The sequence below is a fragment of the Nonomuraea fuscirosea genome (genome assembly GCF_035917475.1).
Classification (GTDB): Bacteria; Actinomycetota; Actinomycetes; order Streptosporangiales; family Streptosporangiaceae; genus Nonomuraea; species Nonomuraea fuscirosea.
On sequence record NZ_CP109074.1, the window covers coordinates 3,279,189 to 3,295,604 of the forward strand.

Annotated in this window: 12 protein-coding genes; 5 read left to right on the plus strand and 7 right to left on the minus strand. The window is 70.4% G+C overall.

The features are described 5' to 3' along the window. Positions 1-26: 26 nt before the first annotated feature. The 4 genes from OIE67_RS14805 to OIE67_RS14820 all read right to left on the minus strand — a co-directional run bounded on the left by OIE67_RS14805 (position 27) and on the right by OIE67_RS14820 (position 2,736). Positions 27-611: a hypothetical protein gene (locus OIE67_RS14805; protein WP_326640560.1), complete on the minus strand. Its 585-nt coding sequence runs from the start codon at positions 609-611 to the stop codon at positions 27-29. A gap of 13 nt (positions 612-624) precedes the next feature. Next, the gene (locus tag OIE67_RS14810) at positions 625-1,149 is read right to left on the minus strand and encodes a zinc metalloprotease (RefSeq protein WP_326640562.1); all 525 of its coding nucleotides are present in this window, start codon (positions 1,147-1,149) and stop codon (positions 625-627) included. 263 nt (positions 1,150-1,412) lie between these two features. Next, positions 1,413-1,712: a hypothetical protein gene (locus OIE67_RS14815; protein WP_326640564.1), complete on the minus strand. Its 300-nt coding sequence runs from the start codon at positions 1,710-1,712 to the stop codon at positions 1,413-1,415. A gap of 115 nt (positions 1,713-1,827) precedes the next feature. Then, a complete protein-coding gene (locus tag OIE67_RS14820; protein WP_326640566.1) occupies positions 1,828-2,736 on the minus strand; it encodes an NmrA/HSCARG family protein in 909 nt (302 codons plus the stop codon). A 95-nt stretch (positions 2,737-2,831) separates the two neighbouring features. Between OIE67_RS14820 and OIE67_RS14825 the strand changes: the two genes are divergently transcribed. Beyond that, on the plus strand, positions 2,832-3,455 hold the full coding sequence (locus OIE67_RS14825; protein ID WP_326640568.1) for a TetR/AcrR family transcriptional regulator: 624 nt from the start codon (positions 2,832-2,834) through the stop codon (positions 3,453-3,455). 6 nt (positions 3,456-3,461) lie between these two features. Here the strand turns inward: OIE67_RS14825 and OIE67_RS14830 are convergent, their stop codons facing one another. Continuing rightward, on the minus strand, positions 3,462-4,766 hold the full coding sequence (locus OIE67_RS14830; RefSeq protein ID WP_106251332.1) for an MFS transporter: 1,305 nt from the start codon (positions 4,764-4,766) through the stop codon (positions 3,462-3,464). Positions 4,767-4,920: 154 nt separating this feature from the next. On the opposite strand from OIE67_RS14830, the gene OIE67_RS14835 reads away from it, so the two are divergent. The 4 genes from OIE67_RS14835 to OIE67_RS14850 all read left to right on the plus strand — a co-directional run bounded on the left by OIE67_RS14835 (position 4,921) and on the right by OIE67_RS14850 (position 13,867). After that, positions 4,921-5,838, plus strand: a complete 918-nt coding sequence (locus OIE67_RS14835) for a DUF6772 family protein (RefSeq protein ID WP_326640571.1) — start codon at positions 4,921-4,923, stop codon at positions 5,836-5,838. Between the two features lie 5 nt (positions 5,839-5,843). Next, positions 5,844-6,173: a hypothetical protein gene (locus OIE67_RS14840; RefSeq protein WP_106251365.1), complete on the plus strand. Its 330-nt coding sequence runs from the start codon at positions 5,844-5,846 to the stop codon at positions 6,171-6,173. Positions 6,174-6,189: 16 nt separating this feature from the next. Continuing rightward, positions 6,190-7,227, plus strand: a complete 1,038-nt coding sequence (locus tag OIE67_RS14845; RefSeq protein WP_326640573.1) for a LacI family DNA-binding transcriptional regulator — start codon at positions 6,190-6,192, stop codon at positions 7,225-7,227. Between the two features lie 580 nt (positions 7,228-7,807). Further along, on the plus strand, positions 7,808-13,867 hold the full coding sequence (locus OIE67_RS14850; RefSeq protein ID WP_326640575.1) for an RHS repeat-associated core domain-containing protein: 6,060 nt from the start codon (positions 7,808-7,810) through the stop codon (positions 13,865-13,867). A gap of 181 nt (positions 13,868-14,048) precedes the next feature. Here the strand turns inward: OIE67_RS14850 and OIE67_RS14855 are convergent, their stop codons facing one another. Both OIE67_RS14855 and OIE67_RS14860 read right to left on the minus strand, forming a co-directional pair. Beyond that, on the minus strand, positions 14,049-15,887 hold the full coding sequence (locus OIE67_RS14855; RefSeq protein ID WP_326640577.1) for an RIP homotypic interaction motif-containing protein: 1,839 nt from the start codon (positions 15,885-15,887) through the stop codon (positions 14,049-14,051). Between the two features lie 87 nt (positions 15,888-15,974). Beyond that, positions 15,975-16,385, minus strand: a complete 411-nt coding sequence (locus OIE67_RS14860; protein WP_326640579.1) for a hypothetical protein — start codon at positions 16,383-16,385, stop codon at positions 15,975-15,977. Positions 16,386-16,416: the final 31 nt, after the last annotated feature.

The window sequence follows — 16,416 nt, forward strand, 5'->3', positions numbered from 1 at the left end:
ACGGGCCCCCGGCACGAACAGACCGGTCAGGACATCGTCTCCAGCTCGGCCCGCGTCACTTTGATGGTGTTCTCCGGCAGCGGCGCCGGATTGTTCGAGGCGTCCAGCGGATATTTGGCCTGCACGGGATTGAGCAGTGCCGCCGGAGAGTCGGGGAAGGTCTCCAGGAACAGGACGTAACCGCTGTCCTGCTTCAGCCCGCTGGTGTGCTCCTCCTCGTACGTGACGCCGTCGAAGACTCCGCCGAGCTCCTTGACCTCGATGGTCTGTCCCACCTCGGCCTCGCCCTTGAACACCTTCAGCACCTGGGCGGTGGAGACGGTGATGACCGTGGGCGGCGGCTCGGGCTGGCCGGCGGCCGCCTCGGCGGGAGCCCCGGCCTCGGGGTTGAGCTGCGGGTCCGTCGTCGTGAGGTCGGGCGCCGTCACCTCCTGCAGGTAACGCGGCGCTCCGACGACCCGGGCCTCGACGACCAGGCTCGCCTTGTCGAAGAGCGCGTCGGCGCTCTCGTACTGGGGATAGTCGGCACGGTAGAGAACGGGTTCGTCGTGGGACGAGCACGCGGTCACGAAGAGCGCGGTCAGGACGAGCGCGCCGAGACGTCGTAGCACCGGACGGCCTCCCTTAGTAATAGGCGTTGACGTCGCTGACATCGTGCGGCTGGGGTTTCGTCATCGAGTTGCGGTTGCGGCTCGTGTTCATGATCGACGTGCCCGAGTTGTGCGCGAGGTTCAGCGCGTGCCCGAACTCGTGGACGAGCGTGCTGGTGACGAAGTTGGCAAAGTTCGAGGCGTCCCGGTTGATGGTGCGGGAATTCAGCTTGATGTACATGCACATGCCGCCGCACCTCTGGTAGAGCCCGTACCAGGTGTTGCTGTACGACTTCGCCGTGATGGTGGAGCCCGAATTCGAGTTCTTGTAGAAGTTGGCCGGGCTGGACGTGGCGTTCCAATTGGACAGCGCCTTGTTCATCGGCGTCTGCCACGCGCTGTTGTAACTGTAGGGGCGGAGATGAATGCTGGCGATGTCCTGGCCGGTGCCGTTCCAGTGGGCGAACGCCGGATTGGCGCCCGTCGTCAGCATCAACCCCAGCACGGCGGCGGTGGCGAGCCCCCGTCGTGCGGTGCGTCCCAGCGCTTTCGAAGGCATGTCGAAAGGTCACTCCCTGCGTGTCCGAGAATGCTGCGCCTGAATGCGGGAGACCGAGCCTGATAAACCCGGGAAAAGGTAAGGCCCAACGGGCGGGGAGAGAAAGGAAAAAGCTTTTCGAAGAGCTTGGAAGGGAGTATGCAAGCCTGCATGATCACGTGTCAAGAAGACCGTGAGCTAAACGATCGCCAGGCCCGACGGCGGTCGCGCGACGCCGGACGGCAACTGGCCGGAGGTGGTCGCGGAAGCCGGGCCGGAAGCGGTCAGCTCGCGCGGACCCGGTCCAGGATCCGCCCGGACAGGTCGGCCAGCCGTCGCTTCAGCTCGGCCGTGTGCGGCAGGACGTTCACGGGCGCGGCGAACACCGGGGAGAGCGAGGCGTCGGCGAGCAGCGCGTCGACGGAGGCGTACAGGAAGTCGCGCAGCCCCGCGTAGGGGTCGTCGCCGGCCCGCGCTACGTCGTTGAGCTGGATCGGCGTCCCCTCGTCCACGAACCGGCGGCCCACCTCGACGATGCGGTGCCAGTTGCGGGCGGCGTCCTTGCGCAGCGGGGCGGCGGCCACACCATCCCCGGCCCCGCCAAGGGGCCCGCCGTGATCGGCAGGACCAACCAGGACGTGAGCACCGCCGACCTGGTCGCCGGCTTCTTCGAGGATGTCAGGAGACGGCCGGAACCGGTCAGGAACCGGGCCGCAGATTCTGCCGGGCCCACTCCTCGAACGTCGTAAGAGGCAGGCCGAGGGCCCGCGCGTACTCCGGACGAGCGGGCTGACTGCGGTAGTTGGCGTTCGCCTGCCCGAAGCCCATGTCGGGCATCCCCGCCGCGACCGCCTCCTCCGGGGTCATGTCGGGCGCGGTCAGCTCGACGCCCAGGTGGCGGGAGAGGATCTCGGCGATGGCCGTCATCGACTGGATGTCGCCGGCCAGCTCCAATTCGACCCGGTCGAACCGCTCGGGCTCGGTGATGGCCGTGGCCGCCGCCACGCCGATGTCGTGCACGGCGATGAGACGCAGCTCGGTGGTGGGCTTCAGCAGGGTCACCAGCCCGTTCTCGACCCCTCGGGGGAACAGGATCCGCACGGAGGGGCGGATGTTCTCCATGAAGAAGGCCGGCTTGAGGATCGTCCAGCGCTCGAAGCCCGCCTCACGCACCCGGTCCTGGATGCCGGCCTTCGCGGTGTAGTAGGGCTCCATCCAGGCCCAGTCGTCCTTGACCCAGCTGGTGTGCTGGCCGGCTCCGGAGACGGAGGTGTGCACGAAGTGCGGCACGCCGGCGGCCCGCGCCGCCTCGATCAGGTTGACGGCCTGCTCCACCTCGCCTTCGAAGGCGCGGCCGTTCATGTCGGGCATCTGGACGGAGAAGACGGCGCGAGCCCCCTCGGCCGCCTTCTTGAGCGAGTCGCGGTCGTCGAGGTCGCCTCGCACCAGTTCGGCGCCGAGCGCCTCGACGGCCTTCGCCCGGTCGCCGGCGGGGTCGCGGACCAGCGCCCGTACGGGGACGCCGGCCGCGAGCAGGGCGCGGGCGGTGGCGCCGCCTTGCAGGCCGGTGCTGCCGATGACCAGGGCGGGTGCGGATTGTGCGGACATGGTTCTCCTCCGGGAAACGAAACGGCGGGGCCCGCCGTTTACGGATTGGTACGATACGGAGGCCCCCGCCAGTTAGCAAGTTCGGAGATGACGCCATGACCGTCCGGCGTGCGGACGCCCAGCGCAACTACGCGCGCATCCTCGCCGTGGCCGAGGCCGAGGTGGCCGCGCACGGCGCGGAAGCCTCCCTGGAACAGATCGCCCGCGTCGCGGGAGTCGGCTCGGCCACCGTGCGGCGGCACTTCCCCGGCCGGCGGGCGATGTTGCAGGCGGTCTTCCACGAACGGGTCGAGGCGCTGTGCGCCCGCGCCGGGGAGCTGGAGGGGGCGGCCGACGCGCGGGCGGCGTTGCTGGAGTGGCTGGGCGCGCTCACCACGTACGCCGCCTCCGCGCGCGGGATGGCCGACGTGCTGGTCCCGGACGGCCAGGCCGGGGCCGATCACGCGAACGCCTGCGCGGCCCAGATCGGCGGGGCGGTCGAGCCGCTGGTGCGCAACGCGGCCAAGGCCGGCGCGGTGGGGCAGGACGTGACGGTCGCCGACCTCGTCGCCCTGGTCACGGGCATCGCGCTGGCCACGGAGCGCCACCCCGACCCGGTCGCCGAGGCGCACCGGCTGCTCGCCCTGGCCGTCCAGGGGATCAGCCCCCGCCTTCCCGGGAACGACGCCGGGACGGCGGCGGACCAGGTCCGCCACCGTCCCGCTCAGGAGGTGCGTTAGGCGCCGTTACGCAGCCGGGCTGCCGCTCGGCGCCGGCGCGGTGCGGCGCAGGTGGGCGGGCTCGGAGATGAAGCGGGTGCCGAGCGCCGACAGCAGGCACAGCAGCCCCGACACCACCACGATGGGCCAGAGTTGCCCGCCGGACCAGTCGTCCAGCCAGGCCGCCACGAAGGGGATGCAGCCGCCGACCACGGCGCCGGTGATCTCCCGGGTGAAGGTGACGCCGGTGTAGCGGTGCCGTACGTCGAACAGCTCCGACATCATCGTGGCCTGCGAGGCGAGCGTCAGGTCGTTGCAGAGCGTGAAGATCATCACGAAGGCGGCCCAGATCACCACGGGCGTGCCGGTGTCGAGCATGAAGAAGAACGGGTAGAACAGCACCGCCGCCGAGACCGAGCCGGCCACCATCACCGGGCGGCGCCCGTACCGGTCGCACAGCAGGCCCGCGATCGGCACGGTGACCAGTTTGACCAGGTTGGCGATCACCACGGCGGTCAGGCCGATCCACGACGGGGCGTGCACGTGCGTGGTCAGGTACGTCAGCGCGTACACGGACGGCAGATAGCTGATCACGTTCGGCGCGACGCTGATGAGCATGCCCGGCACGATCTTGCGGCCGGAGGTGGCGAACAGCGCCCGCAGCGGAGCCGGCGCGTGGCCGCCGCTGTCCTTGGCCTCGCGGAACTCGGGGGTGTCGGAGACCTTCAGCCGCACGATCACGCCGCCCACGCCGACCAGGACGCTGAGCAGGAACGGGATGCGCCAGCCGTACGCGATGAAGTCCTCGTGCGACATGAGCGCGGAGACGAGGAAGAAGACGCCGGTCGCGACCAGTGAGCCGACCGCGTTGCCGAGGGTCGGCGCGCTGGCGTTCAGCCCGCGCGACCTGGTCTCGGCGTGCTCGGCCGACATCAGCATGGCCCCGGCGTACTCGCCGCCCGCGCCGAGTCCCTGCACCACGCGCAGCGCCACGAGCATGATCGGCGCGGCCGGGCCGATGGCGGCGTAGGAGGGCAGCAGGCCGATCAGCGTGGACGCCGCCGCCATGAGGAGCAGCGTGACGAACAACATCGTCCTGCGGCCGACGCGGTCGCCGAGCACGCCGATGACGATGCCGCCGACCGGCCGGGCGAAGAACCCGACGGCGAACGTGGCGAGCGAGGACAGGGTCGCCGCCACCGGGTCCCCGGACGGGAAGAACACGAGGGGCAGGACCAGCGCCGCGGCGGTGCCGTACAGCGAGAAGTCGTACCACTCGAGCGCGGTGCCCACAGTGGAGGCGATCGTGGCCCGGCTGACCCGCAGCGTCATCGTTCAACTCCCTCATCACAACGTGCCGATTGCCTCATAACCAATCGGACCATTAACGTTAATGTGGGCGTTACACTACGAGTGTCCTGTTCAACAGGTCAAGGGTTCCGCCGATCCCGCTGTTCACGTGAACGCTAATGAGAGAGGACCACGCATGGAACGCGCAGCGCCGGTCATCGACGCCGGCCTGTCGAAGTACGATCCGCTCGGCCGGATCCTCTGCTTCGACCGCTTCGACTCCACCACCCACGGCTGGACCGAGCTGATCGGCAACTACGACGGCAGCGGTGACCTCGGCACGGTCGACGAGCATATGCGCGACTTCCGGCCGCCGCAGCTGTCCAACTGCTCGTTCTTCGACGTCGGCACGCACGGCACGCTCAGCGGCAAGTACGCGCTGAAGCTGGCCACCCGCCCCCACAAGGGTCACACGGCCACCGGCATCCGCCGGCTCACCATGGCCGGGCGGGGCCGCGTGCGCATCGAGACGTACTTCGCGTTCAAGGCCGAGGCGACCGTGGGCCACGAGCTGCCCGCCAGCGTGGCCTGGGACGGCAACCGGCACCCGTCGGAGTCGCAGTTCGGGGCGTTCACCGTGGCCACCGACATCTGCGCCGACAACGGCGTGCGCTACCACAACGTGATCCGCTACCAGAACACGAACCTGGCGGGCGAGATGACCCAGCGGTGGATGTATCCGGTGGTGCCCGAGCCGACGCCGCGCGACCACCAGGAGGGCAAGTTCGCGCTGCCGTACGCGGCCGACTTCACCGCCCCTGACCCGGACGACTGGCGCACCTTCGACGAGCCCCTCGAACTGTGCGTCAACGAGGTGCCCACGAAGATCAACTGGCACTACCTGCGCTGGGACATCGACACCCGCACCCGCAAGAACGTGGAGCTGCGCCTCAACGACCGGGTCATGGACATGAGCGACGTCCCCGTGCCGGTCTACCCCGACCGCTACAGCACTCTGGACAACCTGCTCAACTTCTACTTCTCCGTCCGGACCCACGCCGGCATCCGCAACTTCCTCTTCCTCGACTCCGTGCTCATCTCGGTGGATTGGTGACGACGATGCGATCGACCATGACCGCGGTCCTCGAACGCTCCGCGCTCGTGCGCGACGAGCTCGCCACCGAGCCGTACGAGCTCCCGTGGGCCGGCGAGGCGCGCTTCTTCGTCCAGGCGCACGAGCTGACCGGCACGCTGGAGCTGACCACGGAGATCTCGCCGGACGGCCTGACCTGGTGCCCGGCCGACACGCCGCCGGTCCGCGTGGAGACGCCAGGGATGACGAGCTGGCTCGTCACCGGCTTCGGCCAGTGGCTGCGGGTGCGCTGCCGGGTTTCCGGTGACGACGCCCCTGCTGCCAGACTGCGGATCTACTTGGTGGGCAAGAGCTGAGCCGGAGGATGACGGGATGGCACGTTCGCAACGGGTGACGCTACGCGATGTGGCCGACCGGCTGGGCCTGTCGGCGAACACCGTCTCGCGTGCGCTGGCCGGCAAGGACCAGGTCAGCGAGGCCACCAGGGCGCTGGTCAGCGCCGAGGCCAAGCGGCTCGGATACGTCCCCAACAGTCACGCCCGCTCGCTGGTGTCCGGCCGGACCATGGTCGTCGGCCTGGTCATCACCAACCCGTCCAACCCCTTCTACGCCGCGCTGATCTCGGCCGTCGAACGGGAGTGCCGCGCGGCCGGTTACTCCGTGCTGCTCCTCGTCACCGAGGACTCGGCCGAGAACGAGGAACGCGCGGTTCAGCAGCTCCTGCGCTTCGGCGTGGACGGCGTGCTGGGCGTCGCCACCGAGCTCAGCAGCGACGTGTGGGACGGGCTGGGCGAGGCCGGCATCCCGGTCGTGCAGCTCAGCCGCGACATCCCGGGCCGCGGCCTGGACTTCGTCGGCATCGACGCGGAGTCGGCCATCGCCGACGCGGTGGTCCGGTCGGCCGGTCCCGGCGTCCGGCGGATCTGGCTGCTGGAGGAGGACCTGCGCATCAGCACGGTCGCGGCCAGGATCGTGGGATTCCGGCGCGCCCTCGACCGGCTGGGCATCGCCCGCGAGCAGGCGCTCGTGCTCAAGGTGCCCACCCACAGGACGAGCGGGGCCACCCAGCCGTGGCGCCCCGACGACGCGTACGCGCTGGCGGCCAACCTGATCACCCGGGACAACCATCCCGACCTGCTGATCACGGCGAACGACTACTTCGCGCTCGGCGCCTACCGTGCCATCAGGGAGTGCGGCCTGACGGTGCCCGACGACGTGCGCGTGCTCGGGTACGGCGACCACCCGTTCGCGGCCTACCTGCAGCCGGCCCTGACCACGATCAGGCTGCCGGCCGACGAGGCGGGCACGGCCGCGGTCGATCTGCTGCTGCGCCGGATCGCCGAGCCGGACCGTCCCCGTACCAGCACCCGCCTACCGGCCGAGCTCATCGAACGCCGGTCGACAGGCTGACTGAACGCGGGTGGACGGGCTGATCGGGCGCCGATCGGCGGGCTGACCGGCCCGCCGACGCCGGTCCGACGAAAATTTACAGAGATGTCTTTACACTGAAAATTTTTTGAGCAGAAAGAGCAAAAGTCAGGACTGGCGGGTGTTCGCGGCGATGATTCGATCATCGAGCGGAAATCGTGGATCATGCCCGGGTGTCCGTTTCCCGGACATAACCCCAGCTCAGGACGCCCGGACGGCGGCTCGTCCGCCGGACGTCGAGCCCGTCTTGCCGGCGGAAGGGGCCGGCCGCACCGCAGAGATCGCCTCCTCATCCAGCGTGACCCCACCGGGTCCGCGCGCCCTCGTTGACCGGCTGAGCACCGCACAGCCCGCTCGGCCGGCCGCCCCGCACACCCCCTGGAGGAGCTAGATGGATCAGCCGAGTGAGTTAGAGCTGCCGGACCCCCGATGGAACGGCCTTCGGCAATCCCCTCAGGAACCGGACCATCCGGACGCGTCCTGGAATCGCTTCGCGAGAGACGAGGCCAAGCCGGAATCGCGCTGGCCACGCAGACTCGCTCCCGTCCTCGCGGTCGTCCTGATGGTGGAGATGGCCTACGCCATGCCCGCCTACGCGGCGCCGCGCTCGGCGCCGGCCACGCAGAAGGAGGCCCCGGTGACGGGCGGGAAGGTCCCCGTCAAGCCGCCGATGGCCGATCCCGCCGCCCAGCAGGCCTGGAAGGCGCCACCGGAAGTCAGCTGGCCAAGACCGCAGAAGGCGGAGCTCGGCGGCTCCGCCGCCGCCACCCTGGCGGCCGGCTTCCCGGTACGGCTGGCGCGCACCAGCGCCAGGACGGCCCAGGCGGCGACCCCCATCGGCGTCGAACTGCTCGACAGCGACCTGCTCGGCCTGGCCATGCGGATCACCCCGGGCCAGGGCATGGCGGCCACGGCCGCGGCCAAGCCGGTCAAGACGCAGGTGGAGGTGGACTACTCCAGCTTCCGTCACGCCTACGGCGGTGACTACGGCTCCCGGCTCCGGCTGGTCAAACTGGAGGAGTGCGCGCTCACCGGCGCGCCCGGCTGCGCCGCGCCCGAGCCGGTGAAGAGCGAGAACAACGCCAAGACCGGCACGGTGAGCGCCGAGGTCCAGACCGGCGGCCTGTACGCGCTGACCGCGGCGGCCTCGGGCCCGTCCGGCGACCACGCCGCCACCTCCCTGTCGGCCTCGTCCGACTGGAGCGTCGGCACCCAGTCGGGTGACTTCACCTGGGGCTACGAGATGCGCACGCCCCCGTCCCTGGGCGGCGAGGAGCCCGGGGTGTCGCTCGGCTACTCCTCGCAGAGCGTGGACGGCCGCACCGCCTCCACCAACAACCAGGCGTCCTGGGCGGGCGAGGGCTTCGAACTCAACCCCAGCGGCTACATCGAGCGCCGCTACAAGTCCTGCATGATCGACGGCAAGAAGACCGGCGACCTGTGCTGGGACCAGGACAACGCCACCATGTCGCTGGGCGACTCGTCGGTCGAGCTGGTCAAGGACGCCACCACCAAGCAGTGGCGGCCGAAGCGGGACGACGGCACCAGGATCGAGCTGCTGACCGGTGCCACGAACGGCGACAACAACGGCGAGTACTGGCGGGTCACCACCGACGACGGCACCCAGTACACCTTCGGCCTGAACCGGCTGCCCGGCTGGGCCAGCGGCAAGCCGGAGACCAAGTCGGTGCAGACGGTGCCGGTGTTCGGCAACAACAGCGGTGAGCCGTGCTACAGCGGCACCCCGGCCAACGCCTGGTGCCAGCAGGGTTACCGGTGGAACCTCGACTACGAGGTGGACACGCACGGCAACGCCACCACGTACTGGTACACCCAGGAGAAGAACTACTACGGCCGGCACATGAAGCCCGAACAGGGCACCGTGTACGACCGCGCCGCCTACCTGACCCGCATCGACTACGGCTACCTGAAGGGTGAGCTGTTCACCAAGACGCCGGCCGCCCGCGTGGTGTTCGACGTCGCCGAGCGCTGCCTGCCCAGCGGCACCATCACCTGCGCGGCCGCCGAGCTGAAGAAGGAGACCGCGAGCCACTGGCCGGACGTCCCGTTCGACCAGATCTGCGACTCCGGGGTGAAGTGCACCGACCGGCTCGCGCCGACGTTCTTCACCCGCAAGCGCCTGACCAAGGTCACCACCCAGGTCCGCAACGCCGCCGGTCAGTACTACCCGGTGGACTCCTGGACGCTGGCCCACCAGTTCCCCGCCTCCGGCGACGGCATGAGCCCGGCGCTGTGGCTGGCCTCGGTGCAGCAGACCGGTCACGTGGGCGGCACGATCTCGCTGCCCCCGGTGAAGTTCATCGGCGTGCAGCTGCCCAACCGGGTGGACTCCGACGAGGGCCGCGCGCCGCTGGTCAAGTGGCGGGTCCAGGCGATCGACAACGAGTCCGGCGGTGAGCTGCGGATCAACTACTCCGCGGCCGACTGCAAGCCGGGCGACGTTCCGGCGGCGGACAAGAACACCAGGCGGTGCTTCCCGCAGCGCTGGGCCCCGCCGAACGAGGCCGAGGTGACCGACTGGTTCCACAAGTACCTGGTCACCCAGACCGTCGAGGTAGACCGCGTGGCCGGTTCGCCGAACGTGGTCACCGACTACGAGTACCTGGACGGCGCCGGCTGGCACTACGCCGAGACCAACCTGGTCAAGCCCGAGCACCGCACGTGGGCCGACTACCGCGGCTTCGGCCGGGTCCGCGTCCGCGAGGGCGACGGGCAGGACACCAAGCGCACGCTGACGGAGTTCCGCTTCTTCCGCGGCATGCACGGCGACAAGCAGGCCGACGGCTCCAAGCGCAACGTGCAGGTGGTCGACTCCGAGGGCGGCAAGCTCGACGACCTCGACCAGCTCGCCGGCTTCGAGCGCGAGGAGATCATGTACGAGGGCGACGGCGGGGCCATCGCCACCGCGACCGCCGAGGAGCCGTGGTCGGTCAAGACGGCCGAGTCCACCCAGGGCGGCATCACCAAGGCCGCGCACGTGGTCCAGCCGAAGTCCATGGTCACCCGCACCGCCATGACGGACGGCAAGTGGCGGCGTACCGGCGAGGAGCGCTCGTACGACGCCAAGGGCCTGCTCACCACGGTCGAGGAGAAGGGCGACCTGGCCAGCGCGGACGACGACCAGTGCATCCGCTACACCTACGCCCGCAACGACACCTCCTGGATGATCGACTACCCCAGCCGGGTCCAGAAGGTCGCCGCGAACTGCGACACCTCGGTGTCCACGCTGGCCGCCGGTGAGGTGCTCTCGGACGAGAAGGTCCAGTACGACGGCCAGGCCCACGGCCAGCCGCCGACCAAGGGAGACGTCACCTCCGTCCAGGAGCTCGTCTCCGCGGACGGCCAGACGATCAACGGCACCGTCCGCACCTTCGACGCCTACGGCCGCGAGACCAGCGAGACCGACCCCGTGGGCACCAAGTCCGTGACCACCTACAGCCCCGCCTCCGGCGCCCCGGCGACGGAGACCACGGAGACGAACGACCTCGGCCACACCGAGCGCACCCTGCTCGAACCGGCCTGGGGCGAGCCCGTCGCCGAGATCGACGCCAACAACCGCCGCGTCGACATGGAGTACGACGCACTCGGCCGCCTGATCAAGGTCTGGCAGTCCGACCGGAGCAAGGCGTCCGGCCAGTCGCCCAGCACCGAGTACGCCTACACGACGCGGACCGACGGCCCGAGCTACGTCACCACCAAGACGTTGCGCGCGGACGGCGGCTACACCACCAGCTACGAGCTCTACGACGGCCTGATGCGCGAGCGCCAGACCCAGGAGCCGGCGCCCACGGACGACCAGACGCAGGACCCCGCCCTGCGGGACGGCCGCACGATCACCGACACCTTCCACAACTCCCAAGGAGAGGAGTACAAGAAGAACACCGGCTACTTCGCCACCGGCACGCCCGCCACCGAACTGCTGGCGGTGGCCGACTCGGCCGTCCCCAACCAGGTCGTGTCGCTGTTCGACGGCACCGGGGAGGTCAACGCCGAGGTCTTCAAGGCCAAGGGCGCGGAGAAGTACCGGGTCTCGGCCAAGGAGGAGGGCGACCGGCTGCACGTCACCCCGCCCCCGGGAGGCACCGCGACCACCCGGATCGGTGACGCCGAGGACCGGCTGATCGAGCTGCGCCAGTACAAGGGCGCGACCCCGACCGGTGACTACGAGGCCACCAAGTACACCTACGACCACGCGGGACGCCTGTCCACGGTCACCGACCCGGCGGGCAACGTCTGGAAGCACCACTACGACCTGCGCGGACGCGAGATCAGGACCGAGGACCCCGACAAGGGCGTCACGACCACGACGTACAACGACGCCGACGAGATCGTCACCACCACCGACTCGCGCGGCAAGACCCTCTGGTACGGCTACGACGCCCTGGGCCGCAAGACCCAGATGCGTGAGGGCTCGGCGAGCGGCACGCTGCTGGCCGAGTGGAAGTACGACGCGCTGGCCAAGGGCGAACTGCACGCCAGCACCCGGTACGTGGGCGGGCAGGCGTACACGGCGGAGATCAACACCATCGACGCCGACTACCGCGCCCTGCGCCAGACCGTCACCATCCCGGCCCGTGAGGGCAAGCTGGCCGGCACCTACCAGCTCAACACCCGCTACACGCTCGACGACCAGGTGCAGTCGGTCAGCTTCCCGGCGGGCGGAGGCCTGGCCGAGGAGCAGGTCGTCTACAGCTACGACGGGCTCAGCCAGCCGGTCAAGGTCACCGGCCTGTCGGCGTACGTGAGCGCGACCCGCTACTCCAAGATGGGAGAGATCCTCCAGTACGAGCTGGGTGAGGGCACCAAGAAGACCTGGATGACCTACACCCACGACGAGAGCACCCGTTACCTGACCGGCATGCGGCTCGACCGGGCCGGGGCGTCCGCCAGCGACCTGGACCTCGGCTACACCTACGACGCGGCCGGCAACATCACCAAGATCGCCGACCGGGCCGCCCAGGACACGCAGTGCTTCAAGTACGACCATCTGCGCCGCCTGACCTCGGCGTGGACGGCCACGGACGACTGCGCGAGCGGTTCACCCCAGTCCGGCAAGATCGGCGGCGTGGCCCCGTACGCGGTCAGCTACGCCTACGACGCCACCGGCAACCGGACCAAGGAGACCAAGCACGCCTGGGGCGGCGCGGGCGAGCAGGTGCGCGACTACACCTATCCCGCGGCCGGCGGCAAGCAGCCGCACGCGCTGCAGGCCGTCGGGGCGGACGTGTTCGCCTACGACGCGGCCGGCAACACCACCCGGCGCAAGGTCGGCACCTCCGACCAGAACCTGGTGTGGGACGCCGAGGGCAACCTGGAGTCGGTGACCGAGGCCGGCAAGACCACCTCGTTCGTCTACGACGCCGACGGCGACCGCCTGCTCCGCAAGACGCCGACGGACGCCACCCTCTTCATCGACGACATGGAGCTGCGCCTCGACTACGCCAAGGACGTCGTCGAGCAGACCCGCTACTACACGATCGGCGGCGAGGCCATCGCGGTCCGCACGCCGGACGACCAGGTCTACTTCCTGGCCGGCGACCACCAGGGCACCGCGCAGGCCGCGGTGAACGCCGGCACGGGAGACGTCGCCATCCGCAGGCAGACCCCGTTCGGTGAGGACCGGGGCACCGCGCCACCCTGGTGGCCGGGCCAGCGCGGGTTCGTCGGCGGCACCAAGGACGCGACCACCGGCCTCGTCCACCTGGGCGCCCGCGAGTACGACCCTAAGAACGGCCGCTTCCTGTCGGTCGACCCGATCATCGACGAGAGCGACCCGCAGCAGCTCAACGCCTACGCCTACGCCAGCAACAGCCCCGTCACCATGAGCGACCCCGACGGCCAGCTGGTCTGGTTCGTGGTCGGCATCGCGGCGCGGATCGCGGCCAGGGCCATCGCCAGGAAGCTGGCCCAGGCCGCCGCCAGACGGGCCGCCGCCGCGGCTGCCCGGCGGGCGGCACTGGCCGCGGCCAGGCGCAGGGCCGCTGCGCTGGCCAGGAAGCGCGCCATCGAGGCGGCCAAGCGCAAGGCCGCCGCGGAGGCCAAGAAGAAGGCCGCGGCCGCGGCCAGGAAGAGAGCCGCGGAAGCCGCCAAGAAGAAGAGGGCGCTGGAGGCCAGGAAGAAGGCCGCACTGGCCAGGCAGCGGGCACGTGCCGCCGCGGCCAAGCGCAGGGCGGCGGCGGCACAACGCAGGGCCGCCGCGGCCAAGCGACGAGCCGCGGCCGCGCGCAGGGCCGTGACCAGGCGGGCGAGCAGGCCCAAGGTCAGGATCCGGCAGCGGCCCGCCGTCCGCCCGAGCAGCCGCAGGGCGGTCCAGCGCAACACCCCGGCCAAGGCCCGGCGCAACCCGCCGAGCCAGCAGAGCACCGGCCAGTCGCGCGGGCTGTCCGAGGCGCAGAAGCGCTCGATCGACGAGCAGTTGGGGAGGGTACGTCCCACGGGCAACCACCAGGGGACGGCCCGGAGCATGGCCGACGAGATGGCCGACCAGGGCACCGGATGGGGCCCGGCGTCGAAGCCGTACACGTCGGACACTCCGTCCTCGAAGGCACCGACGATCCTCTGGCGCATCTGGCAGATCTTCCGGCCGCCGGCGGGCCCGTAACCGCCTCTGCCGTGTGACCGCAGCGTGACACGGTGTAGGCGCGATCGATGAGAGAACGACGGAGCTCCCGTCCGGACGGTGCCGACCACCGTCCGGCACGGGAGCTCCGCCATGTCCGGCGACCGTCGCGGAGCCTGGCGGGCATCGGCTCGGTGAGGTGGGTGCGGCTCCACCTCGCGCGTCATCGTTCGAATCCCGAGTCGTACCATGAACCCGGTTCGGGCCCACGTCCCAGCTCGCGCCCGCGTCCTGAGTCGCGTCCTCGGCCGCGTCCCGGATCGAGATGATCCTGAGGCGGCGTCGTCGACCCGTCGATCTCCAACGTGGCGCGGTGATCCTCTTCACGGACATACCAGTGCCCGGGTGTGTCCGGCGGCGCGGGCTCGAACTCCGGCGCTCCAGCCGCAGACGTGAGGTCGCGGGATCCCGCCGGGTGGTCGTCCCGATCGTCACGTGCCGGTCCGGACAGCGGTTCGTCACGCGATGCGGCATTCCCGCTGCCGTTCTCACTCTGCTGCGCGGGGCCGGGCAGAGAGCGCCGGCGAGTGGCGGGCGGCTGCTCATGTGCCGGCGGCTGTGCAGCGGCGGAGGGGGCGGATCCCCCAGCGGGTCGTCCTCCCGGCCTGGACCGTTCGTCTGGCTCAGGCCGTTCGTCTGGCTCAGGCCGTTCATGTGGCTCAGGCCGTTCGTCCGGCCCGGGGCGTTCGTGTGGCTCGGGCCGTTCGTGTGACCTGAACCGTTCGTGCGGGCCGTCGTCGTGGAACTCCGACCGGCCGGTGCGGGCCTCCCGCTCGCCGGAAGGCCGCGGACCCGTGCGGGACCGGTCCCCGGTGTCCGCCGTCCGCCGATCGAAATCGTCGACGCGGGCCCGCTCGTCCGGGGATCTCCCGCTGTCCCGGGCTCGGGGTTCGCGGGATTCTCTGGCCCAGGTCCACCGTGGTCGTTCCCTGGTACGGGACCGAGCCTCCTTCTCGGCCTGACGGGCCCGGCCTCGCGCGTACCGCAGGATCTGCTCGGCGAGCGAGCGGCTGAGACGCCCGAGCCGCACCGCGCCGACGTCGAAACGCCACCGGACCCGGACCTTGTTGTGGAAGCCCATCGACACGCCGAACCGCCGGTAGAGCGACCGCAGGCCGGTGATCCTGGCCTCCCTGGCGAGACGCTCGGCTTCCCGTTCCAGTCGCGCCATGAGCGTGGCGAACGCCTCGTCGACGATGTCCCGCGCCACCCTGGCGGCGGCGGACCTGTCCGAGGGGTCCGCCAGCACGCGCCGCATCTCCTCCAGCCGCCTGCTCCCCAGATGCAGGCTGTCGAGGCGGATGCTCAGACCGTCGACGAGCAGGGTGAAGGTGTTGCGCTGGAAGCACCGGTCGCCGATCTGCACACCGTAGGACCGCTGGATGACGATCAGCCGCCTGCCGTCCGGATGCGCACTCGTGACCGACTCGGCGGACGACCCGTGAGAGGGCGAAGGAGCGGAAATGCGCAGGTCGGTGAAGAAGCCGTCCCGCCGCGCCCGCGAGATCAGGGCGAACAACGCCGCCAAGGGCGCCTCGCCGAGGTCGAGCGAGAATTCGGGTACGACGATGTCGTACATGGTGATCTGCGAGTTGTTCCTGCCGATCTGTATGCCGGCGCACTCTCTGATCAGAATGATCTCCGGCTCTACGGTCGGCTGAGGGGTCTCCCTTTCCCCGGCCACGTGTGCCCGGAGCGAGGGATGACGGCCCTGGTCGCGTGCGGGGAGCAGGAACGCCTCCATCTCCCTGGCGAAATGCGCCCCGGACACGGAGCCGATGAACTCCCACTCCTGCGACGGCCCTCCGCGTTCGCACATCGTCCACCGGCTGTTCGCGGGGATGCGCGGACGAGGATCGGCCGAGCGCCGCTGCACCGGCCGGTGACGGCGGCGGGTCTCCACCGGCCGGTCACGGTGGCGGGTCAGCAGGAGCAGGGAGAGCCCGCCAGACGCCACACCGGCCGCCACCGCGGAGAGGACCACCAAGACCAGACCGCCCACGTGCCGCCTCCGCTCCGCCGGTGCTTCGATGGTGCCGCAGTCCCGACGGGCGAGGACTCACCGTGAGGCCAGGATCGCGTTGCCGCGCTACGCCTCCCCGGCCTCCTGGGAGCGCTGCTTGAGCTCCGCCTCGTACACGTGCCGGCGCCCGCCCATGAGCCGGTCGCGCACCTGGCGTTCGAGGTCGCGGAACGTCGTGTAGTAGCCGTCGTCGTACTCCTCGACGATCTGGAACGTCCAGCGTCCGGCCAGCACGTCCCGGCCGACCAGGTCGGCGGCCAGGCGCTGGGCCAGGTCGTCGTGTCCGGCCTCGCGCAGCAGCTGGACGACCTCATCGGCGGTGGCGTGGGCGGAGCCGGTGAGCTGGTGGAAGGAGTAGAGGTGCCCCCGTGCGCGCTCGACCGTCTCCAGCGCCTCCGACAACATGCCGGCGGCCCGTACGGCACGGTCGTCGGCGCCGTCCGGGCGGCGGTGCTCCTGATCGGGTGTGTATGCCATGCGTCCGGCGTTACCCAGCACCGTGGGGAAA